We start from the raw sequence: 25,292 nt of genomic DNA, 5'->3' as shown, positions 1-25,292 counted from the left end.
GCTCCTTGTAGTGGGGCTTGGTCATCGAGGCATGTTTCATGGACAGCTTCAGGTACTGCGGACTTACCGGTACGGCAACAACCCATGCTCGGCCGCGGCGCTAGGCGCGCGCGGCGTCGAAATCTTCTGCGTCGACGGCGGGACGGCGCCCCGCCAGGCGGTCGGCCAGCAGGCCGGCACTGCCCATCGCAAGCGTAAACCCCAGCGCGCCGTGGCCCAGGTTGAGCCACAGCCCCGACACCCGCGACGGCCCCACCAGCGGCAGGCCGTCCGGCGTGGCCGGTCGCAGCCCGGCCCACGGCTGCAACTGCGCCAGCGGCTGGTCCGGCACGATGCCGGGAAACAGCGCGCGGGTCTGGGCCACCAGCGTGCCGACCCGTTCCGGATCGATGCGGGTGCCGCCGCGCACCAGGTCGGCCATGCCCGCCACCCGCAGTGTATTGCCGATCCGGGCATAAACGATCTTGTTGGCAAAATCCGTCACGCTGATATGCGGCGCGTGCGCGCCGCCGGCCAGCGGCACCGTGATGCTGTAGCCCTTGAGCGGCCACAGCATCGGCCGTACCCCAAGGGGGCGCAGCAGCGGCACGCTGCCGATGCCGCCCGACACGATCACCACGTCGGCGGGCACCACCCCGGCCGGCGTACGCACCCCGGCGACGCGCCCGCCCTGCTGCACCAGCCCTTGCACGACGGTGCCAAAGCGCATCGACACGCCCGCGTACGCGCCGTCTTGCAGCAACCGTGCCAGCGACAGGCAGAAGCGATGGCAGTCGCCCACCTCCTCGCTCGGGGTATGGATGGCGCCGGCAATGTCGTCGCGGATGCCGGCCAGCGCGGGCTCCAGCGCCACGCAGGCATCGCGGTCCAGCGCCTGCTGCTCGCAGCCCAGGCTGGCCTGGTAATCCAGCAGCCGGCAGGCCGAATCAAACGCCGCCGCGTCGCGGTGCACCACCAGCTTGCCGCGCCGCGCAAAATGGAAGCCGGCGCCGCCGTCGTCATGCTGGTGCCGGGCCACGAAGGCCTGCATCAGGTCGCGCGAATAGAAGCCCAGCCGCAGCAGCTTGCGCGTGGTCGCCTCGCTGGTGGCGCTGTTGCAGGCGGACATGAAGGCGGCCAGCCAGCGCCACTGTGCAGGGTCCGCCGCCGGGCGAAAGCGCATCGGCGAATCGCGCCGCAGCAGCCAGCCCGGCACCTTGGCCATCACGCCCGGACCCGCCAGCGGCGCCACGTAGCTGTAGCTCAGCTGCCCGCCATTGGCAAAGCTGGTTTCCTCGCCGGGGCCGTCGTGGCGCTCCAGCACCGTCACCTGGTGGCCATCCTCGGCCAGGCGCCATGCCGTGGTCATGCCCACCACGCCCGCGCCCACGATCACCACCCGCATTGCCTTTCCTTTGCTTGCGTCCATCAGGCAGAGCGTAGTGCAAGCGCGCCGGCTTGCCCAATGCAAATACGTGCCAGAATATGTCTTAAGGCTATGGGTGCCATTCGCGCCCGTGCCACCCCCTTCCCCCGCCTCAGATGCCATGCGCCTGCGCCAGATCGAAGTATTCCGCGCCGTGATGCTGACCGGCACCGTCAGCGAGGCCGCGCGCCTGCTGCACGTGTCGCAGCCGGTGGTCACGCGCGTGCTGCAGCATGCCGAGGCCTCGCTCGGCTTCCGCCTGTTCGAGCGGGTGCGCGGACGGCTGCAGGCAACGCCCGAGGCCAACGCGCTGTATGGGGATGTCGAAAGGCTATATGGAGAGATCGAACGCGTGCGCCGGGTCTCGGAAAGCCTGCGCCACAAGGGGGCGGGCCGGCTGCGCGTGGCCGCCACGCCGAGCCTGGCCAACCCGCTGCTGGTGCCGGCGGTGCGCAGCTTCTGCGCGCGCCACCCCGACACCCAGGTGCAGGTGCTGACGCACCATACCGACGAGATCGTCGGCGCGCTGCTGGCCAACCAGATCGACCTGGGCTTTGCCTTCGCCCCGCCCCGCCACGAGGCCATCTCGAGCGAGCCGGTGGCGAGCGGCCGCATGCTGCTGGCGGTGCCGCGCGCGCAGCCGCTGCCCGCCGGCGGGCGCCGCCGCATGGTGCCGATGCAGCGGCTGATGGAGCGCGCCTTCATCGGCTATGACGACAACAGCTCGCTCGGCCTGCTGGTGCGCCAGACACTGGCCCGGCACGCGCTGGAACCGCGCTCGACGCTGGAGGTGCAGACCTACTCGCTGGCGCTGGCGCTGGTCGACGCCGGCCTGGGCATGACCCTGCTGGACCAGTACACCGCGCTCAGCGCCAGCGCGGCGCGCGTCGCGCTGCATGACGTGGTGCCGGTGCTGCCGTTCGAGATCCAGATGCTGCGCGCCAGCCACCGCGCCGGCTCAAGCCTGGCCGACGACCTGCGCGACCAGTTCGCGCAGGCCGCCGCGACGCTGGCGGCAACGCTGCCGCAGCGGCTGGAAGTGCCGACGGCAAGCTTCGACGCCGCCCCCGCCAGGCGCCGCGACTGACGGGAGCACAGATTGACAGCCGCGCGCGCCGTGCACCATCATCAAGCCGCCTGCAGGCACAACCTGCCAGCGCAACCCTGCCTATGTTCGTCCTGACCCTGATCCTGCTCGTCCTTGTCAGCGCCTTTTTCTCGATCTCCGAGATCGCGCTGACCGCTGCCCGCCGCACCAAGTTGCAAGTGCTGTCCGAACGCGGCGACGGCCGCGCCACGCGCGTGCTGCTGCTCAAGGAAGAGCCCGGGAACTTCTTCACCATCGTGCAGATCGGGGTCAACAGCGTCGCCATCCTGGCCGGTATCCTGGGCGAGAAGCATGTGTCCGACCTGCTGCTCGAAGCGCTGTCGCCCTACATGCAGGTGGTGCACGCGCAGCGCGCCGCGAATATCGGCTCGTTCCTGATCGTGACGCTGCTGTTCATCCAGTTCGCCGACCTGATCCCCAAGCGCATCGCCATGACCTTTCCCGAGGCCTGCGCGCTGGCCGTGATCGACCCGATGCTGACGCTGCTGCGCGTGCTCAGGCCGCTGGTGTGGGTCTTCAACGCCGCCGCCGATGCCATGCTGCGCTTGATGCGGCTGCCGACCAAGCCGGTGGACCAGATCACCACCGAGGACATCGCCGCGATGGTCGATGCCGGCGCCGAGGCCGGCGTGCTGCACAAGCATGAGCTGCACCTGATCGAGAACGTGTTCGAACTCGACTTCAAGGGCATCACCGCGATCATGACGCCGCGCGACGAGGTGGTCTACCTGAGCCTGGACGAGCCCGCCGACAGCGTGCGCCGCAAGCTGGTCAACCAGCCGCACGCACAATACCCGGTGTGCGGGCACGACCTGGACGACGTGCAGGGCTATATCGATTCCAAGGACATCCTGCAGCTGCTGCTGGCCGATGAAAGCGCCGCGGTGATGGGCAATATCGGCCGCTACCACGACAAGAATGTGCTGGTGATTCCCGACACGCTGACCCTGTCCGAGTCGCTGACACGCTTCCGCGAGATGCACCAGAGCTTTGCCGTGGTCATGAACGAGTACGGGCTGGTGGTGGGCATCGTCACGCTGGACGACATCGTCGGCGCGCTGATGGGCGACATTCTCTATTCGAGCGAAGACGAGCAGATCGTGCGGCGTGACGACAGCTCGTGGCTGGTCGATGGCCTGACCCCGCTGGTCGACCTGAAGAAGGCGCTGGAGCTCGACACCCTGCCCGGCGAGGATTACGTCGATACCGCGGCCGGGCTGGTGATCTATGCGCTCAAGCGCATCCCGAAGAAGTCCGAGTCGATCACCGTGGCGGGCCATCGCTTCGAAGTGCTGGACATCGACCATCACAAGATCGACCAGCTGCTGGTGTCGCGCCTGCCGCCAGCACCAGAGGCTGGCGCGGCTGCGACGCCAGCGTAGCAGCGCCGGCCTGGCGATAGCGCTCGAGCGTATCCGGCAGCCGGAACCACGCCACGTAGCCGAACGCCGCCACCACTGCAACCGCCGCCACCACACCGAGCCGCGACGGCGCCACCGAGCCCTGCGGCGCCGGCCCGTGCAGCGTGCCGTAGGCCGTGCCCAGCAGCGCGATCCACGCCAGCCCGAGCGCATAGCCCGCGGCCACGTCGGACAGCCAGTGCATGCCCAGGTACAGCCGCGACACGCCGATCGCCGCCACCGCCACCACGGTCAGTGCCAGCACCGGAATGCGCACGCGCCACGGCTGGCGCAGGCACATCAGGAAGGCCAGGAAGCCGTAGGTGACCATGCTGCTGGTGGCGTGGCCACTGGGGAAGGAATACGATTCCAGGCCGCTGTAGATGCTGGCCGGCCGCACGCGCGCCATGCCCAGCTTGAGTGCCATCACGCAGGCGCGCGCGCCGAGCAGCGCGGCGGCCCAGTACAGCGCCACGATCCAGGCCCGGCGCCAGCACAGCCACGCGAACACCGCCACGCCCACCGCCACGGAAATACGACCGCCGCCGAGCTCGGTCACGGCCACCATCGCCACGTCGAGCCAGTCGCTGCGCAAGGCGCGCAGGCCCGCGTACACCTGCTGGTCGAGGCGCACCACGTCGGCATTCTCCGCGACCTCGCCGGCCAGCCAGAACAGCGCGCTGCCGCTGGCCAGCAGCACGGCGCCGGCCAGCAGCACCAGCAGCAGCTCGGCCACGTCGCGCTCGAGCACGCGCAGCGTAAGCGCGCCCAGCCGCCGCGGCCGCTCCGCCACGCGTGACGACAGCGCGCCGGCACCCCACACGCGCCAGCGGTCCAGCCAGTGCACCACGGGCCGCAACAGCGCCACCAGCAGCGGCACCAGGCTCAGCAGCAGCAACGTCACCAGCGTGAACAGCGCAAGCAGCCCCAGCGCCGTGCCCGGCGTAAGCCAGGCCTGGACCAGCTCGCTCGCGCGCGCCGGCGCGTCAGTCACCGGCCGCCTCCGCCGCGGCCACGCTGCGCGCGATATTGGCGCGGGCCGGCGCCTCGCAGTCGGCGAAGGGCGCGGTCAGGAACAGTTGCGGGCGCCGCGCCAGCTGGCTCAGGAATGCGGCGCGGCGGCGCATGAACTCGGCCCACAGCGCATCGCCCTGCAAGCCGGTGCGCGCGGCCAGCAAGGCGCGGTTCTCGGCGAAGACGTCCTGGCTGTGGCTGTCGAACACATCCGGCGGCGCGGCCAGCCTGAGCAGGTCGAGATCGAGCACGGTGTCCGCGCCCGCGCAGCTGGGTCGATGGCCGCGCGTATCGAGCACGATCTGCGCGGCACGCTCCAGCACCGCGCGCGCCTCATCTGGCGCCACGGAATCGATCATGGCGGCCGAGGCGGCTTCGTTGTGCTCGCAGCCTGGCACATAGACCGCGTCATGGCATAGCACCGCCAGCGCCTGCGCGCGCTCCAGCATCACGCCGCGTGCATGGGCGGCCTCGAACATCTCCAGGATATGGCGGCGGTCGTGGTAGCGGCGGTACGGCGTGTCGTGCAGCGACAGCACATCGAGCACCGCCTGGCGCGGCAGGAAATCCAGGCAGGCCAGGGCCGCGGGCCAGTCGGGCGCGAAGCGCGGCACCGCGCCCTGGGGCGTGGCCACCGGTTCGCTGAACACATCGGCGCGGCGCACCCACAGCAGCGACGGATCGCGCATGGCGCGGTAGACCACCACCGGCGCCAGGTCGGCCTCGAAGCGCCCGATGCCTACCGCCGTATAGGCGCCGCCCTTGTAGTGCCGGTAGGGCATGCCGTAGACAAGATCGGGATCGGCCGGCAGTTCGGACGGATCGCCGTGAAAGGCCGGTGCGGCGGCTGGATTGTCGGGAGGCTGGGTCATGGTGCGGCATCCTGCGTGGCGGATCGCCATGATAGTGCACCAGCCGGCGCGTGCCGTGCCCGCAGCACAAAACCGGCCGCCGAAAAAACAAAACCGACGCGCACTTTCGTGGGCGTCGGCCTGAGCTTTACTACACTGTTGTTGCCTGTCCGGTGGTCGAGACCGGGCAGCTTCTTGTCATGGCGGAGAGGGTGGGATTCGAACCCACGGTACCGTCGCCGGTACGCCTGATTTCGAGTCAGGTACATTCGACCACTCTGCCACCTCTCCGGTAACTGCTTTGCCGTGTGGCGAAACCAAGATTATAGCCACACGGCGCCGGCCAGTGCAAGAGGCCGACAACAGATTTTTTACAGCTCCGGTTCCAGGCGGGTGACGCCGCCCATGTACGGCTGCAGCGCGGCCGGCACCGTGACCGAGCCGTCGGCGTTCTGGTAGTTCTCCAGGATCGCCACCAGCGTGCGGCCCACGGCCAGGCCCGAGCCGTTCAGCGTGTGCACCAGTTCCGGCTTGCCCTGCCCCGCGCGCATGCGCGCCTGCATCCGGCGCGCCTGGAAGTCGCCCATGTTCGAGCACGAGCTGATCTCGCGGTAGGTGTTCTGCGCCGGGATCCACACTTCGAGGTCATAGGTCTTGGTGCTGCCGAAGCCCATGTCGCCGGTGCACAGCACGATGGTGCGGAACGGCAGTTCCAGCTTCTTCAGGATCGCCTCGGCGTGGCCGGTCAGTTCTTCCAGCGCGTCGAACGATTGCGCGGCCGGAACGATCTGCACCATCTCGACCTTGTCGAACTGGTGCTGGCGGATCATGCCGCGCGTGTCCTTGCCGTACGAGCCCGCTTCCGAGCGGAAGCACGGCGTATGCGCGACGAAGCGCAGCGGCAGCTTTTCGCCGGCGACGATGGCGTCGCGCACGATATTGGTCAACGGCACCTCGGCGGTCGGGATCAGGTAGAAGTTCTCGATGCGCTCGCCTTCCTCGCTACCCACCTTGCGCGGCACCTTGAACAGGTCTTCCTCGAACTTGGGCAGCTGCCCGGTGCCGCGCATCGACGCGGCGTTGACGATGTACGGCACGTACATCTCGGTGTAGCCGTGTTCCTGCGTATGGGTTTCGAGCATCAGCTGCACCAGCGCGCGATGCAGGCGCGCCATGCCGCCGCGCAGCATCGAGAAGCGCGAACCGGTGACCTTGACCGCGGTGTCGAAATCCAGCCCCAGCTTCTCGCCCACGTCAACGTGGTCGCGCACGGCAAAGTCGAACTGGCGTGGCTCGCCGACGCGGCGCACCTCGACGTTCTGGGTCTCGTCGTTGCCCACCGGCACGCTCTCGTGCGGCAGGTTGGGAATCGACAGCATCAGTTCGCCCAGATGCGCCTGGATCTCGTCGAGCCGCGCGGCCGAGGCCTTGAGCGTGTCGCCGATGCCGCCCACTTCCGCCATCACGGCCGAGGCATCCTCGCCCTTGCCCTTGAGCATGCCGATCTGCTTGGACAGGCTGTTGCGGCGCGCCTGCAGTTCCTCGGTCTGGGTCTGCAGTTGCTTGCGTTCGGCCTCGAGTGCCTGGAACGCCGCCACGTCGAGTTGGAAGCCGCGCGTGGCAAGGCGTTGCGCCACGGCGTCGATGTCTTTGCGGAACAGCTGGATGTCGAGCATGTTGCTAAGGTGGAGTGCAGGGCCAGCGACATGCCGGCGGACCCGCCATTTTACTGCACCCACGTTAGCAAACAGGCAAACCTATTCGCTGGTCTTGCCGCCCTTGCCGTGGTCCTTCGGCTTCGCGGCACGCTGCTCGCGATGCCAGGCATCGTCCAGTTCGCGCAGATGACGCAGCTTCTCGGCGATCTTGCCTTCCAGTCCGCGCGGCACCGGCTGGTACCAGCCCTGCGCCTTCAGGTCGTCCGGGAAGTAATGCTCGCCCGCGGCGTAGGCTTCGGGCTCGTCATGCGCGTAGCGGTAGGCGTGGCCGTAGCCCAGCTCCTTCATCAGCCGGGTCGGCGCATTGCGCAGGTGCACCGGCACCGCGCGCGACTTGTCCTTGGCGACGAAGGCACGCGCCGCGTTGTAGGCGTTGTAGCCGGCGTTGGACTTGGGCGCGACCGCCAGATAGATCAGGGCCTGGCCCAGCGCCAGCTCGCCCTCGGGCGAGCCCAGCCGCTCATAGGTCTCGGCCGCGTCCAGCGTGATGCGCGCGGCGCGCGGATCGGCCAGGCCGATATCCTCCCACGCCATGCGAATAATGCGGCGCGCCAGGTAGCGCGGGTCGGCGCCGCCATCGATCATGCGGCAGAACCAGTACAGCGCAGCGTCCGGGTCCGAGCCGCGCACCGACTTGTGCAGCGCGCTGATCTGGTCGTAGAAGGCATCGCCGCCCTTGTCGAAACGGCGCAGGTTTTCCGACAGCGCGCTGCCCAGCAGCGCGGTATCGATCTGCGCGGCGCCGGCATTGCGCGCGGCGCGCGCGACGATCTCGATGTTGTTCAGCAGCTTGCGGCCGTCGCCGTCGGCCGACGCCACGATCAGCTGCAGCGCTTCATCCTGCCAGCTGATGCCGCCCAGTTCCTCGGAGGCGCGCAGCGCCAGCTGGGTCAGTTCGGCATCGTCCAGGCTCTTGAGCACGTAGACCGCCGCGCGCGACAGCAACGCGCCGTTGACCTCGAACGAAGGATTTTCGGTGGTAGCGCCGATAAACGTGAACAGGCCGCTTTCCACATGCGGCAGGAACGCGTCCTGCTGGCTCTTGTTGAAGCGGTGCACCTCGTCGACGAACACCAGCGTGCGCCGGCCATGGGCGCGGAACTGCTCGGCGCGCTCGACCGCCTCGCGGATGTCCTTGACCCCCGACAGCACCGCCGACAGCGCGATGAATTCTGCGTCGAACGCATCCGCCATCAGCCGCGCCAGCGTGGTCTTGCCCACGCCGGGCGGCCCCCACAGGATCATCGAATGCGGCTCGCCCGACTCGAATGCCACGCGCAGCGGCTTGCCCGCGCCAAGCAGGTGCTGCTGGCCGATCACCTCGTCGATGGTGCGGGGGCGCAGTCGCTCCGCCAGCGGTTGCCGGGAACGGTCGGGAGATTCGGAAAACAGCGTGTCCGCCACGGTAGTCAGGCCCTGTCAGTGCGCAAGATGCAGAACGCCACAGTGTAGACCATCGGCGCCTGAGCGCTTGCGCGCGCGCTCAGGCGGCAAACGCCACCACGTCCTCGATCTCGACGCGGATGCCGATGCGCTCGCCCACGGCGTGGTTGTGGTGCGAGGGCACCAGCGCCAGCACGCGGCCGCCGCTGGCCAGGCGCAGCGTGTACAGGATCTCGGCGCCGCGGAAGGCCTTGTGCACGACCTCGGCGCGCATCGGGCTGGCGTCGTCGTGAATGATGTCGTCGGGACGCACCAGCACGTCGACGGCAGCGCCGGCCGGCAGGTCCAGCGGCACGGCCGGGCGCAGCAGGCCCAGTTCCAGTTCGATCTGGGCCGCATCACGCATCCGCCCGGCCATCAGCACCCCCTGGCCGATAAAGCCCGCGACGAAGCGCGACGCCGGGCGGTGGTACAGGTCGTGCGCGCTGCCCCATTGCTCGATCACGCCGTCGTGCATCACGCCGATCTCGTCGGCCATGGCGAAGGCTTCGTGCTGGTCGTGCGTGACCAGGATGGCGGTAGTGCCCTGCGCCTTCAGGATCGACCGGACTTCCAGGCTCAGGCGTTCGCGCAGGTCCACATCGAGGTTGGAGAACGGCTCGTCGAGCAGCAGCAGTTCCGGGCGCGGCGCCAGCGCGCGTGCCAGCGCGACGCGCTGCTGCTGGCCGCCGGACAGTTCGTGCGGATACTGGCCGCCGGCGCCGGCCAGGCCGACCAGCTGCAACACCTCGTCGACCCGCGCCGCGCGCTCGGCCCGGCGCGCGCGCGTGAGGCCGAAGCCGACGTTGGCCGCCACGTCCAGGTGCGGAAACAGCGCATAGTCCTGGAACACCATGCCGATGCGGCGCTGCTCCGGCGCCAGCAGCGTGCCCGACGAGGACACGGTCTGCCCGTCCAGCACGATGCGCCCGTCCTGCAGCGGCTCGAACCCCGCGATCGCCCGCAGCACCGTGGTCTTGCCGCAGCCGCTGGGCCCCAGCAGGCAGGCGATATGGCCGCGCGCCACCGAGAACGACAGCCCCTTGACCACGGCATGGCGGCCGAAGGCGTGACGGATACGCTCCACCTCGATGACAGCTGGAGCGGGGGCTGCCGCATCCGGCGCATCCGCGCGGGTAGCCGGCCGGCTGCGGGCTGGGGTGTCAAGCAGTCGTGAATAGGAATCGGTTCGCATGTGCGCATTATAGGGACGCGCCGTGATCGTGCAGCCCTGCTCGACCTTCCTACGCGCGCCCGACGCCGCCGGCATTGCTAGAATGCGTCAGCCCGCACACCGCGCCGCCAGGCGCAGGTCCGGCGGGCGGCACTTTGCTCACCGTTTCCGCGCATGCTCCTGTCCAGCCGCCGCCGCTTCCACCCCCTGACCCTGGCCACCGTGGCGATGGCGCTGCTGATCGCCGTGCCGGTGCTGGTGATCGCCTCGGCCGTGCTGCTGCCCGCCGGCGACACCTGGCGCCACCTGATCGACACGGTGCTGGCCGAATACGTGCTCAATACCGTCTGGCTGCTGTGCGGCGTCGCCGCAGGCGTGCTGCTGCTGGGCGTGACCACCGCCTGGCTGGTCTCGACCTGCCGTTTCCCCGGCCACGCCGTGATGGAATGGGCGCTGGTGCTGCCGATGGCGATGCCGGCCTATGTGATCGCCTACGCCTACACCGACGCACTGCAGTTCGCCGGCCCGGTGCAGGGCTGGCTGCGCGAGCTGACCGGCTGGCGCGCGCGCGAATACTGGTTTCCCGAGATCCGCTCGCTCGGCGGCGCGATCGCGCTGTTCTCGCTGGTGCTGTACCCGTACGTCTACCTGACCGCGCGCGCCGCCTTCCTGCAGCAGACCCAGAACACGCTGGAGGCGGCGCGCCTGCTCGGCCATGGCGCCTGGAGCCGGCTCTGGCGCGTGGTGCTGCCGCTGGCGCGACCGGGCATCGTCGCCGGTACCGCGCTGGCGATGATGGAAACACTGGCGGACTTCGGCACCGTGGCCTACTTCGCCATCCCGACCTTCTCCACCGGCATCTACCGCGCATGGTTCTCGCTGGGCGACAAGAACGCCGCGGCGCAGCTGTCCGCCTGCATGCTGCTGTTCGTCGCCGCCATCCTGCTGATGGAGCGCGCCAGCCGCGGCCGCGCGCAGGTGTTCGGCAACCAGCGCCGCGCCGCGGCCTGGACCCTGGACGGCGCGCGCGGCTGGCTGGCGCTGGCGGCGTGCCTGGTGCCGGTGCTGCTGGGCTTCGTGGTGCCCGCGCTGATGCTGTGCCGCATGGCCTTTACCGATGGCGACGCGCAGTTCGGCCCGCGCTTTGTCGGCCTGGTGCGCAACAGCTTCCTGCTGGCCAGCGCCACCGCGCTGGCGGCGGTGGCGGTCGCGCTGGCGGTGGGCTATGCCGCGCGCGCGGTCAACGGCAAGCGCAGCTGGCTGATGCGCGGGCTGACCCGGGTATGCGGCATGGGCTATGCGCTGCCGGGCTCGGTCATCGCGGTGGGGGTGCTGGTGCCCGTGGCGCGGCTGGACAATGCGCTGTCGGCGTGGCTGCAGCAGCAGTTCGGGGTCTCGGCGGGGCTGCTGCTGACCGGCGGCATCGCCGCGCTGGTCTACGCGCTGCTGGTGCGCTTCCTGGGGGTGGCGCTGCAGACCGTCAACGCCGGGCTGGGCAAGATCACGCCCAGCATGGACGCGGCCGCGCGCAGCCTGGGCCATGGCCCCGGGGCCACGCTGCGGCGCGTGCATTTGCCGATGCTGCGCGGCAGCCTGCTGACCGCCGCGCTGATCGTCTTTGTCGACGTGATGAAGGAATTGCCGGCCACCTTCGTGATGCGGCCGTTCAATTTCGACACGCTGGCGGTGCAGGCCTACAACCTGGCCGCCGACGAACGCCTGACCGAGGCCGCCACCGCCTCGCTGGTGATCGTGGCGGTCGGGTTGCTGCCGGTGATCGTGCTGTCGCGCACGATCCGCCGCCAGGCGCAGCGCTGAGCCGCCCCCGGGCGCGCTAAAGTCGCGCGGGCCTCGCGCCGATAGCCTCTTATGGCCCGGCCTCCGCCCGGGCGCGACCCGCGGCATGCCCGCCGCACAAGAGCCTATGCTGCGATATCACATCCTGCTGTTCAAGTTGAACCGGCTCAGCCGCAACAAGCTGAGCGGCGTGGAAGAAGTCTCGCTGGCCGGACAGCTGGCCGAGATGATCGGCTCGCCCGACACCGCCGCACGCGTGATCGACAACCTGTTCGACCATGCCAACCCGCAGGTACGCCGCATCGCCCTCAATGCGGTCCGCCGCGCGCGGCAATTTTCCACGCCCGCGCTGCAGCCCGCGCTGGTGCGCCGCATGGCCGATGCCGAAGCAGCAGTGCGCCACGACGCCGTCTGGATCGTGCAGGAAACCCGCATGGATGGCGCCGAGCTGCGCGCCGCGCTGCGCCGCCTGGCCGGCAAGGTACAACTGCCTTGGGATGCCGACCGCGCCCGCGCCAACCCCAGCGATACCGCGCTGGCGGCACAGGTGCGGGCGCGCATGGCGCTGGACAAGCTGCTGGAGAAGAGCGCCGCGGAGCGCAACCAGGCGCTGGCGGCGATGGCGCTGGGCTCGACCTCGGACCAGCCCTATGCCGAAGGCACGGTCGGCCACAAGGGCTTGCTGCACCGGGCGCTGGTGCGCAGGCAGGCGGGGCGGCGGCTCAACAGCAGTGTCAAGCTGACGTTCCGCAAGGTTGAACCGACGCAGGTGACGGGGAACAAGCGGTTTTTGCTGTGACAGCGACGTCTGACAGTCGATAACTTGGCAACCGCTTGTTTGTCCCCTCTCCCGCGCGCGGGAGAGGGGAGAAAAGCAGAGCCAGGCAATCCTTCGGCTTTACTTGAACCCCGCCCGATCCACCAGCTTCTGCGCCTGCGGCTGGTACTTGCCCAGCTCGGCCACATTGATGGCATCGGACTTGAACTCGCCCAGCGCTTCCAGCACGGGGTTGCTGACCTTCACGCCCTTCACCACCGGCCATTCGTTGTTGCCGTCGGCAAAGTAGCGCTGCGCCTCGTCGCTGGCCAGGTACTCCAGGAACTTGACCGCCGCTTCCTTGTTCGGCGCGTGCTTGAGCATGCCGCCGCCGGAGACGTTCATGTGCACGCCCTGGCTCGACTGGTTGGGCCACACCACGCCCAGCTTGTCGGCCACGGCCTTGTCTTCGGGCTTGGTCGACTTCAGCAGGCGCGCGATGTAGTAGGTATTGGCGATGGCCACGTCGCACTCGCCGGCGGCAACCGCCTTGAGCTGGTCGGTATCGCCGCCCTTGGGCACGCGTGCCAGGTTGGCGGCAACGCCGCGCGCCCATTGCTCGGTGCGGGCCTCGCCGTCGTGGGCGATCAGGCTGGAAATCAGCGACAGGTTGTAGACATGGCCGCTGGAACGCGTACAGATCTTGCCCTTCCACTTGGGATCGGCCAGGTCTTCATAGTTGGCAATGTCGCCGGACTTGACCGCGGCCTTGTTGTAGGCGATCACGCGGCCGCGTGCCGAGAAGCCGAACCACTCGCCATTGGGATCGCGGTAGTTGGCCGGGATGCGCGACTCCAGCACCTTCGACTTCACCGGCGCGAACACGCCGGCCTGCTGGGCGCGCCACAGGCGCCCGATATCCACCGTGATGAACACGTCCGCCGGGCTGTTGGCGCCTTCGTTGCGGATGCGCTCCAGCAGCGGATCTTCCTGGCCCTCGATGCGGTTGATCTTGATGCCGGTCTGCTTGGTGAAGTTGGCGTACAGCGCCTCGTCGGTCTGGTAGTGCCGCGCGGTGTAGAGGTTGAGTACCTTCTCCTGGGCCGCTGCGGCAAGCGGCAGCGTCAGCAGGGCCAGTGCCGCGGCGCGCGGCAGCAAGGTTCGGATGGTGGTTTTCACGCGGTTGGCTCCCCAGCATGGTTTGGGCAGCCGCCGGGCACCCCCAAGGCCGCCCGGTGTTTGGATTCCGGTCAGCGGAAAACAATATTGATTCTTGTTCAGGCGGTCAAATTACATTTCTGTCATGTTGGGCCACGCTTGCGCCGGGTCAAGATGACCCGTCAACACCGGCACCGAGGCGCCCTCAGCCGCGCCGCACCCACACCACCTTGCCGGCCTTGATGCCAAGCGTGCGCCGCTGCGGGTTGTAGTCCATGGTGCCGGGAAACTGCTGGCCGTCGCGTTCGCCCAGGCGCCACGCGCAGCCTTGCAGCAGGCCGATGGCTTCGGCCTCGGGCTTGCCGACCAGCGCGTCGTCCGCCAGCTTGTCCGCCGCGCAGCCGGCCGGCGTGCCGAGCGAACCTTGCGGGCCCGGTACCGGTGCCGGCGCCGCTGGCTCCGCCGGGACGGCGGCGCAGCCGGCCAGCAACGCGCCGCCCGCCGCCAGCCACAGCAGTTGATGGGTCCGGCTGCGCATCATGGCAAGCATCGTAATCATGGGGAGGCTCCTGTCAGGGTTGGCGAGTCAGAGGATTCTGGGACACATGGCGCCGCATGGGGTTCAGTTTCTTTTCATTCAGATCTGAAACTTTTGCCGAATCGGGCAGCGCCGGCGTTTCCGCTGTCTGCTCCGCGCTTGACCTGGATAAACCAGCCTATAACCCAGGGGTGCTATCAAGGAATCAGGCAGGCCCGGCACCGGCCGGGCCCATTCGCCCCACCCGTACCCACTGGGAGAAACGCATGACCGCAATGATGAAAGCCGCCATCTTTGTCGAGCCCGGCCGGATCGAACTGGCCGACAAGCCCATCCCCGCTGTCGGCCCCAACGATGCGCTGGTCCGCATCACCACCACCACGATCTGTGGCACCGACGTGCATATCCTGAAGGGCGAATACCCGGTCGCCCGGGGCCTGACGGTGGGCCACGAGCCGGTCGGCGTGATCGAGAAGCTGGGCAGCGCGGTGGCCGGCTACCGCGAAGGCCAGCGCGTCATTGCCGGCGCGATCTGCCCCAACTTCAATTCCTACGCCGCGCAGGATGGCGCGGCCTCGCAGGACGGCAGCTACCTGGTGCCGCAGGGGCTGTGCGGCTGCCATGGCTACAAGGCCACCGCGGGATGGCGCTTCGGCAACCTGATCGACGGCACGCAGGCGGAATATGTGCTGGTGCCCGATGCGCAGGCCAACCTCGCACCGATCCCGGACGGGCTCACCGATGAACAGGTGCTGATGTGCCCCGACATCATGTCGACCGGCTTCAAGGGCGCGGAGAATGCCAACATCCGCATCGGCGACACCGTCGCGGTGTTCGCCCAGGGCCCGATCGGCCTGTGCGCGACGGCCGGCGCGCGGCTATGCGGCGCGACCACCATCATCGCCATCGACGGCAACGACCACCGGCTCGAGATCGCGCGCAAGATGGGCGCGGACGTCGCGCTCAATTTCCGCAACTGCGACGTGGTGGATGAAATCATGAAGCTGACCGGCGGCCGTGGCGTCGATGCCTCGATCGAAGCGCTCGGCACGCAGGCGACCTTCGAGCAGGCCTTGCGCGTGCTCAAGCCCGGCGGCACGCTATCCAGCCTGGGCGTGTACTCGAGCGACCTGACCATCCCGCTGGCGGCCTTTGCCGCAGGGCTGGGCGACCACAAGATCAACACGGCGCTGTGCCCCGGCGGCAAGGAGCGCATGCGCCGGCTGGTCAATGTGATCGAATCGGGCCGCGTCGACCTGGGCCTGCTGGTGACCCACCACTACCCGCTGGAGGATATCGTCGCGGCGTACGACCTGTTCGCCAACCAGCGCGACGGCGTGCTGAAGATCGCCATCAAGCCGCACTGAGCCGCGCGCGCGCCGGCAGGGGCGCTCAGCCCCGGGCGCGGCTGGCCAGGGTCTTCATCGCGTCGGCCGGCAGCGGGCCGTGGCAGGTACGTTCGCCGCCGGCCTCGCTGACCACCAGCCATACCTGGCCGGGCTTGTCTTTCGGATGCAGCAGCCAGGCCGGGCCGCGCGCATTGCTGCTCGGCGGCAGGTCTTCCAGCACGCCGGTGCTGGTCGATTGCAGCATCACCGCGCACTCGGTGGCGGGCACGCGGGTGGCTGCGAGGAAGGCCGGATTGCCGACCACTTCGGGCAACGCCGAATCCGGCGCGCGCAGGAAGGCATCGACATCGAACTTGCTGGCGCCACCGCCGCTGCTGGCGCACGCCGCCAGCGCGAGCACGCCCGCGCCGGCCAGCAACGCCACGCCACCGCGACGATACGTTCTTCCCGATCCTGCCGACCCTTCGTGCGCATCGATCATGGCGGCCCTCATTGCTTCATCACGTCGGCGCCCTTGGGCACCGTGAACCGGAACGCATCGGCTGCCAGCGGCGGGTTCTTCTGCATGCCGGTGAAGGTCAGCAGCGTGGTGTTGCCGAACGCGTCGCGCAACTCCATCGCCTCGAGATTGCCGGCCTTGAAACCGATGCCGATGCGCTCGAACTGCGTGTCCTTGGCCTTGGGCGTCAGCTCCAGCCATTCCACGCCATCGCGCGTCGGCCCGTTCCTGACCACGAAATTCTTGTCGAGGTCGTTGCTGCCGAACAGGATTGCCGCCGGGCTGGAACCCAGCGCGCCGTCGAGCTTGCGCTCGGTGACCTGGTTCAGGTCCTTGTCATAGATGTACAGGGTCTGGCCGTCGGCCTGCAGCAGTTGCTCGTAGGGCTTGGTATAGCGCCAGGTGAACTTGCCCGGACGCGAGAACACGAAGGTGCCGCTGGACGTGCCGGTCACCTTGACGTTGGCGCCCTGCCCCTTGACCTGACGCTGCGTGAATTCGCCGCGCGCGCTCTTCACGCCGGTCACAAAGCTCTGCAGCTGGTCGGTGGCGGCGGCGTGGGCCGGCGCCTGCAGCGCAAACATCGCCAGCGCGGCGCAAGCCGACACGAGGATGCGGTTTCGCATGGTTGGGGTCCTGGTAGTGGTAGGGGTGGTGCCGCGCCCCGCCGTATCGCATAGGGGCCGGGCGCGTGCGACCTGTCCTTTTAGAGCCGCCGTCAGCGCGGGGATTCCGCGCGCCACGCGCCGGCGGGTAACTGGATATTACGAGCGATATTCCGAAGGCCGCGCGAGCGACGCTCAGTCATCTTCGCGCGCGGCGCCGCCACCCTGCACCAGGATGTCGCGGTTACCGTTGCCCGACATGGCCGAGACCAGCCCCGCCTTCTCCATGTCCTCGAGCAGCCGCGCGGCGCGGTTGTAGCCGATGCGCAGGTGGCGCTGCACCAGCGAGATCGACGCGCGCCGGTTCTTCAGCACCACCTCGACCGCCTGGTCGTACAGCGGATCGGCTTCGCCGCCGCCTCCACCGATGCCGGCGCCGCCGCCAAACCCGTCGCCACCGCCGCCGTCATCGGTCAGCCCGCCTTCCAGGATGCCCTCGATGTAGTTGGCCTCGCCGGATTCCTTGAGCTTCTCCACCACCCGGTGGACTTCTTCGTCCGAGACAAAGGCGCCGTGCACGCGCACCGGCAAGCCGGTGCCGGGCGCCAGGTAGAGCATGTCGCCCATGCCCAGCAGGGTTTCGGCGCCCTGCTGGTCGAGAATGGTGCGCGAATCGATCTTGCTGCTGACCTGGAATGCGATCCGGGTCGGCACGTTGGCCTTGATCAGGCCGGTGATCACGTCCACCGACGGGCGCTGCGTGGCCAGCACCAGGTGCAGGCCGGCGGCGCGCGCCTTCTGCGCGATGCGGGCGATCAGTTCTTCCACCTTCTTGCCGACCACCATCATCAGGTCGGCCAGCTCGTCGATGACGATGACGATGGTGGGCAGCTTGTCCAGCGGCTCCGGCGCGTCCGGGGTCAGGCTGAACGGATTCGGGATCTTCTCTTCCTTCGCCGCGGCCTCGTCGATCTTCTTGTTGTAGCCGGCCAGGTTGCGCACGCCCAGCTTGCTCATCAGCTTGTAGCGGCGCTCCATCTCGCCGACGGCCCAGTTCAGCGCGTTGCCGGCCTGGCGCATGTCGGTCACCACCGGGCACAGCAGGTGCGGGATGCCCTCGTAGACGCTCATTTCAAGCATCTTCGGGTCGATCAGGATCAGGCGCACGCTTTCGGGCTTGGACTTGTACAGCAGCGACAGGATCATCGCGTTGATGCCCACCGACTTGCCCGAGCCGGTGGTGCCGGCCACCATGCAGTGCGGCATGCGCGCCAGGTCGGCCACCATCGGCTTGCCGGCAATGTCCTTGCCCAGCGCCATGGTCAGGCTGGACGCGCTCTCGTTGTAGACCTGCGAGCCCAGGATTTCCGACAGGCGCACGGTCTGGCGCTTCGGGTTGGGCAGCTCCAGCCCCATGTAGTTCTTGCCGGGGATGGTCTCGACCACGCGGATCGACACCAGCGACAGCGAACGCGCCAGGTCGCGCGCCAGGTTCACCACCTGGCTGCCCTTGACCCCGGTGGCGGGCTCGATCTCGTACCGGGTGATGACCGGGCCCGGGTAGGCCGCCACCACCTTGACCTCGACGCCGAAGTCCTTGAGTTTTTTCTCGATCAGGCGTGAGGTGAATTCCAGGGTCTCGGCGCTGACGGTTTCCTGGTGCGGCGGGATCGGGTCCAGCAGCGACAGCGGCGGCAGGTCCGAGTCCTGGATATCGGCGAACAGCGGCTGCTGCTTCTCGCGCTCGACGCGCTCGTGCTTGGGCACCGCCTGCGGTCGCACGATCTGCACCGGCGCGGCCTCTTCGATGCGCACGCGCTGGACCTCGACGGTTTCCTTGCGCTCGGTCTTGGCGGCCTCGCCGATGATGCGGTCCTGCTTGCTCTCGCGGCGGGCCTTGAAGCCCAGGAACAGGGTCTCGACAAAGCCGCCGATCTGCTCGGCCACGGTCAGCCACGAGAAATGGAAGAACAGCGACAGCCCGATTGCCAGCAGCAGCAACAGCAGCAGGGTTGCGCCGGTAAAGCCCAGCGCCACCTGCAGCCAGCCGCCGAGCAGGTCGCCCAGCACCCCGCCGGGCGCGCGCGGCAGCGCGGCCCGCAGCGGGTACATGCGGATCGCCTCCAGGCCCATGCTGGAGAACAGGGTCAGCACAAAGCCGATCCAGCTGACGGTCACACCCTGGCGGTGCAGGCTGTGGTCGGTGCGCTCCGGCAGCTCGGCGGTCAGCGTGCGCCAGCCGCGCCAGCAGCGGCGCACCAGCAGCACCGCCAGCCAGTAGGCGGAAAAGCCGAAGATGAAGAACAGCACATCCGCCACCCAGGCGCCGACGCGGCCGCCCAGATTGTGGATATCGGCCACCTGGTTGGCATGCGACCAGCCGGGATCGGTCTTGCTGTAGCTGGCCAGCACGCACAGGAAACCCAGCGTGACGGCCAGCAGCAGGAACCAGCGGACCTCGCCCAGCAGTTTGCCGATGCGGGATGGCAAGGCTGAGGGATCGGTGCGGGTGGTCGTGGTAGCTCGGGCCATGCCTGGTTGAAACTCGCGTGTTAGGGATTCCGGGTGGGTTCGGACCGATACCGCCAGCGGCCCGGGGCTCGCTCGCCAGGTGACTGGCAGGCATCGTGGCGGCCATTTTAACGTGGCCCGAGACTATCGCACCCATTGGAATTTGCAACAGTGAGCAAATGCGGCTCCTCTTATAATGTCGCTTTCGAGCAATGCCGGTGGGCACCATGCCGCACCGGCCACAGGAACGCATCATGGCAAAACACGCAAAAGTGCTGATTCTCGGTTCCGGTCCCGCCGGCTACACCGCCGCGGTCTACGCGGCCCGCGCCAACCTGGAACCGGTGCTGATCACCGGCCTGGCACAGGGCGGCCAGCTGATGACCACCACCGACGTCGAGAACTGGCCGGGCGATGCCAAGGGCGTCCAGGGTCCCGAGCTGATGCAGCGCCTGCTGGCGCACGCCGAGGAATTCAAGACCGAAATCATCTTCGATCACATCCATACCGCCAAGCTGGTGGACGAGCGCGGCCAGCCGGCCCGCCCCTTCACGCTGATCGGCGACGCCGGCGAGTACACCTGCGACGCGCTGATCATCGCTACCGGCGCCTCGGCCCAGTACCTGGGCCTGCCGTCGGAAGAATCGTTCATGGGCCGCGGCGTGTCTGCCTGCGCCACCTGCGACGGCTTCTTCTACAAGAACCAGGAAGTGGCCGTGGTCGGCGGCGGCAATACCGCCGTGGAAGAAGCGCTGTACCTGTCGCATATCGCCAGCAAGGTCACCGTGATCCACCGCCGCGACAGCTTCCGCGCCGAACCGATCCTGGTCGACCGCCTGCTGCAGCGCGAGAAGGAAGGCCGCGTGGTGATCCGCTACGACAGCGTGCTGGACGAAGTGCTGGGCGACGACTCCGGCGTGACCGGCATCCGCGTGCGCGGCACCAAGACCGGCCAGACCGAAGACCTGAAGCTGGCCGGCGTCTTTATCGCCATCGGCCACAAGCCCAACACCGACCTGTTCACCGGCCAGCTGGCCATGGAAAACGGCTACCTGGTGACCAAGTCTGGCCTGCAGGGCGATGCCACCGCCACCAGCGTGCCGGGCGTGTTCGCCGCGGGCGACGTGCAGGACCACGTCTACCGCCAGGCCATCACCAGCGCCGGCACCGGCTGCATGGCCGCGCTCGACGCGCAGCGCTTTGTCGAAGCCCTGAAGTAAGCAACCCCTCCGCCGGCGGCCATCACCGCCGCCGGCGCGTCACACGGGCGCGGGCCCGCCCGCGGCCCCGCCAGTCGATATAATCGGCGCCGAGCCTCCGGAGATTTTTTCAATGACGCACGGCGCCCGCAAACCCGACCGACCGCCCCAACGACTCGGCCTGAACGACCTTGCCAGGCTGCGCGACACCCTCAAGGCCGATACCGAGCGCCGCGAAGCCGAGCGCCTTGCCGCCGAGCAGGCGGCCGAGCGCGCCCGCGCCGAAGCCGATGTGTTCCGCACCAGCGTGGGCCAGGTCAGCCAGCTGCGCGACCGCAACCGCGCCCACCATCCCCCCAGCAAGCCCGCGCCCGTGCCGGTGCAGTCGCAGCGCAACGACCAGGCCGTGCTGCAGGCGTCGCTGTCAGACGAATTCGATGTCGAAAGCCTGCTCGAGACCGACGAGACGCTGTCGTTCCGCCGGCCCGGCATCGGCATGGACGTGGTGCGCAAGCTGCGCCGCGGCGAATGGGTGCCGCAGGACAAGGTCGACCTGCACGGCCTGCGCAGCGACGAGGCGCGCGAGGCGCTGGCCGAGTTCCTGCGCCGCTCGGTGCGCAACGGCGTGCGCTGCGTGCGCGTGATCCATGGCAAGGGCCTGGGCTCGCCCGACAAGCTGCCGGTGCTCAAGGGCAAGGTGCGCAGCTGGCTGGTGCAGAAGGAGGAGGTGCTGGCCTTCGTGCAGGCACGCGAGGCCGAAGGCGGCGCCGGCGCGCTGATGGTGCTGCTGCGCCAGCCGCGCGCCTGACGCCGCGCCCGGATGCATCTTCCGCTCGAGTTGCTGATGGGGCGGCTGCCCCTGATCCTCCACATCATGGAAGTGATCGGCGTGCTCGCCTTCGCGGTCTCGGGCGTGGTCGACGCGCGCAAGCAGCGCCTGGACGTGGTCGGCACCTTCGTGGTGGCCTTTGCCACCGCCTTCGGCGGCGGCACCGTGCGCGACGTGCTGCTCGACCGGCGCCCGTTCTACTGGGTCGACCACGAGGGCTACGTGCTGCTGATCTTCGTGATGTCGTTCGGCGCGTCGTTCGTGCTGCGCGTGGTGAGCCGGGTGGCCTCGGACCGGGCCATGATCGTGGCCGACGCCATCGGGCTCGGGCTGTTCTCGGTGACCGGCGCCTCGCTGGCGCTGGTGGCGCAGATGACGCCCACCGTGGCGGTCATGATGGGCATCATCTCGGCCGTGTTCGGCGGCGTGGTGCGCGACGTGCTGTGCAATGAAGTGCCGATGATCCTGCGCGACCGCTCGCCCTATGCCACCTGCTCGTTCATCGGCTGCTGGATCTATATCGGCCTGACCTGGGTCGAGGTGCAGCAGGAGGCGGCGCTGCTGACCGGCGCGCTGGCGATCATCGCCATGCGCCTGGCGTCGGTGCGCTACGGCTGGAAGCTGCCCAGCTGAGCAGGCGGCTGACGCGTACCCGCCAATGAAAACGCCGCCCTGCAAGGCGGCGTGTCGCTGAGCTGGCCGGTGGCTCAGACCGCGGCTTCGTCCTGCTCGCCGGTGCGGATGCGGATCACGCGCTCGATCTCGGTGACGAAGATCTTGCCGTCGCCGATCTTGCCGGTGTGGGCGGCCTTGACGATGGCGTCCAGCACGGTATCGAGCTGGTTCTCGGCCACCACTACTTCAATCTTGATCTTGGGCAGGAAGTCGACCACGTACTCGGCGCCGCGGTACAGCTCGGTATGCCCTTTCTGGCGGCCAAATCCCTTTACTTCGGTCACCGTCAGCCCGGTCACGCCGACGTCAGCCAGGGCTTCGCGCACCTCGTCGAGCTTGAACGGTTTGATGATGGCGGTAATCTGCTTCATGACTGGCCCCTGTTTATCGTTTGTTCACGCGCCTGGCGGCGCATCGCCGCGGACGCGGCGCTCTCCGGAGGGCATTTTAACAGCCCTTGGCGCCCAGCATCCCGCGCAATCCCTCGCCTGGAGCGGCCGGAACGTTGGACAGGGCGCATGCCAAAGCGGCGCCATGCCGTTCGGGGCCTGTGGACAACCCTGTGGAAAGCCACCCGGAAATGCTGTGCAAAGCCTGTGCAAATCACTCGTCACGCCGTGTTGAGGAATCGGCGCCGGTAGTCCGAGGGCGCCACTCCGATCCGCCGCAGGAAGGCGCGCCTCAGGTTGTTGGCATCGCCAAAGCCGGCCAGAGTGGCCACGCGCTTGAGCGGGTGGCGCGAGCTTTCCAGCAGCCGGCGCGCGGCATCGATGCGCGCGGCCTCGACGAATTCGGCCGGCGTGACCTGGCACTCCTGACGGAACACGCGGGCAAAGTTGCGCGTGCTCATGCCGGCACGCGCGGCCAGCGCATCGACCGAAAGATCCGCGCCAAGGTGCTCGACCAGCCAGCTCTGCACTTCCCGGATCGCATTGCGCTCCGCCGTCTGAGCCGCAAGGTGGGCGCTGAACTGTGACTGGCCACCCGGCCGCTTGAGGAACATCACCAGCTCGCGCGCCACGCGCAAGGCCACCACGCGGCCGAAGTCCTCCTCGACCAGTGCCAGGGCGAGGTCCAGGCCGGCGGTCACGCCGGCGGAGGTGTACACGTTGCCGTCCTTGACGTAAATGCGGTCCGGCTCGACCCGGACGCCGGGGAACCTGCGTGCCAGGTGGTCGGTGGTATTCCAGTGCGTGGTGGCGGCGCGCCCGTCGAGCAAGCCCGCGTGTGCAAGCATCATCGCGCCGGAGCAGACCGAGCCGATGCGCCGCACCGTGCGCGCCTGCCGGGCCAGCCATGTGCCGATGGCTTCATCTTGTGCCTGCTTCCACAGCGCGGGACCTCCGGCGACCAGCAGGGTGTCGATGTCGTCACTGGCAGTCGCCAGCGTCGCATCCGGTTCAACGCGCATGCCGTTGGATGCCGTCAACATTCCCGGTTCGGGTGCGATGATCTCGAACTGGTAAGCATCCGGCTGTCCGGCCTGGCGCGCGCCTTCGTGGAACACATCGAGAGGACCGGCCAGATCCAGCATCTGGAACCCCGGAAAGGCGACGACGGCGATTTTCATGGAGAGCATGGCAAGGACGGGACTGCAGCCCGGCGTGGCGGGATACCGCAAGTCTAGGCAGAGTCGGCCAGAAGCGTGTCATCGGTAGCGCACGATGGAAATCTCGACGATGCGCCGGGACTCCGCCAGCGCGGTATGGCTGCCCGCGCGCTGCAGGGCCACCGGCCGGCTGCGCTGGTCGCCGAGCAGCGCGGCGTCGCCGCCGGTGTCCCGCACAAGGGCGGCAACCCGCCTGAGCAGGAGCCGCTCGCCAACCCACCCTTCCGCGGTTTCCATGGTGGTATAGGCCAGCACCTCGTATGGCCTCGGCGGCTCGCCCCGCATCCAGATATCGACGCCGTCGACATGTTCGCGCGCGCCGCCCTGGCCGTGCCGCAGCACCGGCTCGCCCTCATGGCGCCGGACCGGTGCCTGGACGCAGGCCGCGACGCCCATGCAGCCCAATAGCAGCAGTACGAGCACCCGGGCCCGCCACATCAAGGTTGGCTTCATCTGATTTTCCTCGGCTTCGAATGCAACGGCGCGCAGTCTAGGCAGGAAATCCGGTAGTGCGTCGCCAGTGGCAGCAAGCGCTGCGCTATTGGCCGAATTTGACGCGTCTATTCACTATCGGCCAAATCCGCGGAAAACCATAATTCCCTTTACCAGGCCCGCCCCACTCCTGATGCATGCGCGGCCTCTACCACGCCCGTTCCTGCGCGGGCCTACCCAAAGCCACACGCCATGACTCCTGCAACCCACCCCGCGACCACGCTGCCGATGTCCGGCAGTTCGGTGAAGCACCTCCCGGTCAACCTGTTCGGCGCCGTCATGGGCCTGTCCGGGCTGTCGATGGCATGGCGCGGCGCCGTCATTGCCTTCGGCGCCAACCCGGCCATCGGCGACGCTATTGGCGTGGTCGCGGTGCTTGCCTTCGTGGCGCTGGCCACCGGCTATCTGGCCAAATGGAAGCGCTACCCCGAAGCCGTGCGCGCCGAGTTCACCCACCCGGTCGCGGGCAACTTCTTCGGCACGATCGCCATCGCCATCCTTCTGCTGTCGGCAGTGGTGGGCGTGCACCACGGGGGGCTTGGCCAGGCAATCTGGACGGTGGGCACGGTGGTCACCGTGGCGCTGACGTTCGTCATCGCCGGGCGGCTGTTCCAGGGCCGCGCCGAACCGGCCAATGTCGTGCCAGCGTGGCTGATCCCGGGCGTGGCGACGCTCGATATTGCCGTGGCCGGCGGCACGATGCCGATGGCCTGGGCGCATGAGGTCAACCTGTTCGCGGCCGCCGTCGGCACCGTGATCGCGCTGGTGTTCTTTACCATGATCTTCTCGCGATTGGTCCGCCATGACCCGCTGCCCACCGGCATGATGCCGTCGCTGATTATCCTGATCGCGCCGTTCGAGGTGGGCTTTCTGGCCTACGTCAACGTGACCGGCCACGTCGACCTGTTTGCCGGCATGCTGTTCTACTTCGGCCTGTTCCTGTTCGTGCTGCTGTCGTGGCGTGTGTTCCGACGTCCGGTGCCATTCGGGCCGTCGTGGTGGGCGATCAGCTTCCCGATGGCGGCGCTGGCGAACGCGGCGCTAAAGTATGCGGACCACGTGCAGGCCGGCGTGCTCTACTGGCTGGCCGGACTGATCCTGCTGGTCCTGACGGTGGCGATCGCGGTGCTGTCCGTGCGCACGCTGCACAGCCTGTTCACCCATCGCCTGCTGGCCGGCTGA

Annotated in this window: 23 protein-coding genes and 1 tRNA gene; 9 read left to right on the top strand and 15 right to left on the bottom strand. The window is 68.4% G+C overall.

Annotated features, from left to right (window positions below; genetic code table 11):
• Positions 1-100: 100 nt before the first annotated feature.
• Entirely contained in the window at positions 101-1,384 is a 1,284-nt protein-coding gene (locus FHX60_RS16955) for a D-amino acid dehydrogenase (RefSeq protein ID WP_183283988.1), read from the bottom strand.
• Positions 1,385-1,526: 142 nt separating this feature from the next.
• On the opposite strand from FHX60_RS16955, the gene FHX60_RS16950 reads away from it, so the two are divergent.
• Entirely contained in the window at positions 1,527-2,492 is a 966-nt protein-coding gene (locus FHX60_RS16950; protein WP_183283987.1) for a LysR substrate-binding domain-containing protein, read from the top strand.
• Positions 2,493-2,575: 83 nt separating this feature from the next.
• A complete protein-coding gene (paeA, locus tag FHX60_RS16945; protein WP_112773561.1) occupies positions 2,576-3,895 on the top strand; it encodes a polyamine export protein PaeA in 1,320 nt (439 codons plus the stop codon).
• Here paeA and FHX60_RS16940 read toward each other — a convergent pair.
• The 6 genes from FHX60_RS16940 to FHX60_RS16915 all read right to left on the bottom strand — a co-directional run bounded on the left by FHX60_RS16940 (position 3,777) and on the right by FHX60_RS16915 (position 10,113).
• Positions 3,777-4,907: a phosphatase PAP2 family protein gene (locus tag FHX60_RS16940; RefSeq protein ID WP_183283986.1), complete on the bottom strand. Its 1,131-nt coding sequence runs from the start codon at positions 4,905-4,907 to the stop codon at positions 3,777-3,779. The genes paeA and FHX60_RS16940 overlap by 119 nt on opposite strands.
• Positions 4,900-5,829 (bottom strand): DUF1653 domain-containing protein, encoded by a 930-nt coding sequence (locus FHX60_RS16935; RefSeq protein WP_183283985.1) that lies wholly within the window; start codon positions 5,827-5,829, stop codon positions 4,900-4,902. Before FHX60_RS16935 ends, FHX60_RS16940 begins: the two co-directional genes overlap by 8 nt.
• Before the next feature lie 150 nt (positions 5,830-5,979).
• Positions 5,980-6,069, bottom strand: a tRNA-Ser gene (locus tag FHX60_RS16930).
• Positions 6,070-6,149: 80 nt separating this feature from the next.
• Entirely contained in the window at positions 6,150-7,454 is a 1,305-nt protein-coding gene (gene serS / locus FHX60_RS16925) for a serine--tRNA ligase (protein WP_112773563.1), read from the bottom strand.
• A gap of 81 nt (positions 7,455-7,535) precedes the next feature.
• Positions 7,536-8,900: a replication-associated recombination protein A gene (locus FHX60_RS16920; RefSeq protein ID WP_092308137.1), complete on the bottom strand. Its 1,365-nt coding sequence runs from the start codon at positions 8,898-8,900 to the stop codon at positions 7,536-7,538.
• A 79-nt stretch (positions 8,901-8,979) separates the two neighbouring features.
• Positions 8,980-10,113: an ABC transporter ATP-binding protein gene (locus FHX60_RS16915; RefSeq protein ID WP_112773901.1), complete on the bottom strand. Its 1,134-nt coding sequence runs from the start codon at positions 10,111-10,113 to the stop codon at positions 8,980-8,982.
• A gap of 153 nt (positions 10,114-10,266) precedes the next feature.
• Here FHX60_RS16915 and FHX60_RS16910 point away from each other — a divergent pair, with 153 nt between their 5' ends.
• Complete coding sequence (locus FHX60_RS16910) at positions 10,267-11,910, top strand: ABC transporter permease (RefSeq protein ID WP_092308133.1); 1,644 nt, start codon at positions 10,267-10,269, stop codon at positions 11,908-11,910.
• Between the two features lie 106 nt (positions 11,911-12,016).
• Positions 12,017-12,688: a hypothetical protein gene (locus FHX60_RS16905; RefSeq protein ID WP_183283984.1), complete on the top strand. Its 672-nt coding sequence runs from the start codon at positions 12,017-12,019 to the stop codon at positions 12,686-12,688.
• A gap of 99 nt (positions 12,689-12,787) precedes the next feature.
• Here the strand turns inward: FHX60_RS16905 and FHX60_RS16900 are convergent, their stop codons facing one another.
• Positions 12,788-13,825, bottom strand: a complete 1,038-nt coding sequence (locus FHX60_RS16900) for a Fe(3+) ABC transporter substrate-binding protein (protein ID WP_112773565.1) — start codon at positions 13,823-13,825, stop codon at positions 12,788-12,790.
• A 184-nt stretch (positions 13,826-14,009) separates the two neighbouring features.
• Complete coding sequence (locus FHX60_RS16895) at positions 14,010-14,363, bottom strand: hypothetical protein (protein ID WP_183283983.1); 354 nt, start codon at positions 14,361-14,363, stop codon at positions 14,010-14,012.
• Between the two features lie 245 nt (positions 14,364-14,608).
• On the opposite strand from FHX60_RS16895, the gene FHX60_RS16890 reads away from it, so the two are divergent.
• Complete coding sequence (locus FHX60_RS16890; RefSeq protein WP_183283982.1) at positions 14,609-15,709, top strand: NAD(P)-dependent alcohol dehydrogenase; 1,101 nt, start codon at positions 14,609-14,611, stop codon at positions 15,707-15,709.
• A 25-nt stretch (positions 15,710-15,734) separates the two neighbouring features.
• On the opposite strand, the gene FHX60_RS16885 is transcribed toward FHX60_RS16890, so the two are convergent.
• The 3 genes from FHX60_RS16885 to FHX60_RS16875 form a co-directional block, all read right to left on the bottom strand.
• Positions 15,735-16,172, bottom strand: a complete 438-nt coding sequence (locus FHX60_RS16885) for a hypothetical protein (protein WP_092308125.1) — start codon at positions 16,170-16,172, stop codon at positions 15,735-15,737.
• Between the two features lie 8 nt (positions 16,173-16,180).
• Positions 16,181-16,816, bottom strand: a complete 636-nt coding sequence (gene lolA, locus FHX60_RS16880) for an outer membrane lipoprotein chaperone LolA (protein ID WP_018007095.1) — start codon at positions 16,814-16,816, stop codon at positions 16,181-16,183.
• Between the two features lie 174 nt (positions 16,817-16,990).
• Positions 16,991-19,327, bottom strand: a complete 2,337-nt coding sequence (locus FHX60_RS16875) for a DNA translocase FtsK (protein WP_112773569.1) — start codon at positions 19,325-19,327, stop codon at positions 16,991-16,993.
• Positions 19,328-19,560: 233 nt separating this feature from the next.
• On the opposite strand from FHX60_RS16875, the gene trxB reads away from it, so the two are divergent.
• The 3 genes from trxB (at position 19,561) to FHX60_RS16860 (ending at position 21,967) form a co-directional block, all read left to right on the top strand.
• Positions 19,561-20,526: a thioredoxin-disulfide reductase gene (trxB, locus tag FHX60_RS16870; RefSeq protein ID WP_092308402.1), complete on the top strand. Its 966-nt coding sequence runs from the start codon at positions 19,561-19,563 to the stop codon at positions 20,524-20,526.
• Between the two features lie 112 nt (positions 20,527-20,638).
• Positions 20,639-21,313 (top strand): Smr/MutS family protein, encoded by a 675-nt coding sequence (locus FHX60_RS16865; RefSeq protein WP_092308121.1) that lies wholly within the window; start codon positions 20,639-20,641, stop codon positions 21,311-21,313.
• 12 nt (positions 21,314-21,325) lie between these two features.
• Positions 21,326-21,967, top strand: a complete 642-nt coding sequence (locus FHX60_RS16860; protein WP_092308119.1) for a trimeric intracellular cation channel family protein — start codon at positions 21,326-21,328, stop codon at positions 21,965-21,967.
• A 74-nt stretch (positions 21,968-22,041) separates the two neighbouring features.
• On the opposite strand, the gene glnK is transcribed toward FHX60_RS16860, so the two are convergent.
• From glnK to FHX60_RS16845, 3 genes are all read right to left on the bottom strand, one after another.
• Entirely contained in the window at positions 22,042-22,380 is a 339-nt protein-coding gene (glnK, locus tag FHX60_RS16855) for a P-II family nitrogen regulator (protein ID WP_006162803.1), read from the bottom strand.
• Positions 22,381-22,619: 239 nt separating this feature from the next.
• Positions 22,620-23,579, bottom strand: a complete 960-nt coding sequence (locus FHX60_RS16850) for a GlxA family transcriptional regulator (protein WP_183284051.1) — start codon at positions 23,577-23,579, stop codon at positions 22,620-22,622.
• Positions 23,580-23,657: 78 nt separating this feature from the next.
• Complete coding sequence (locus FHX60_RS16845) at positions 23,658-24,071, bottom strand: hypothetical protein (RefSeq protein ID WP_183283981.1); 414 nt, start codon at positions 24,069-24,071, stop codon at positions 23,658-23,660.
• 231 nt (positions 24,072-24,302) lie between these two features.
• Here FHX60_RS16845 and FHX60_RS16840 point away from each other — a divergent pair, with 231 nt between their 5' ends.
• A complete protein-coding gene (locus FHX60_RS16840; protein ID WP_183283980.1) occupies positions 24,303-25,292 on the top strand; it encodes an SLAC1 anion channel family protein in 990 nt (329 codons plus the stop codon).

Source organism: Cupriavidus alkaliphilus (assembly GCF_014191175.1).
Lineage (GTDB): Bacteria > Pseudomonadota > Gammaproteobacteria > Burkholderiales > Burkholderiaceae > Cupriavidus > Cupriavidus alkaliphilus.
The sequence above is the reverse complement of the archived record's forward strand: the minus strand, read 5'-3'. Positions and strand labels throughout refer to the sequence as shown.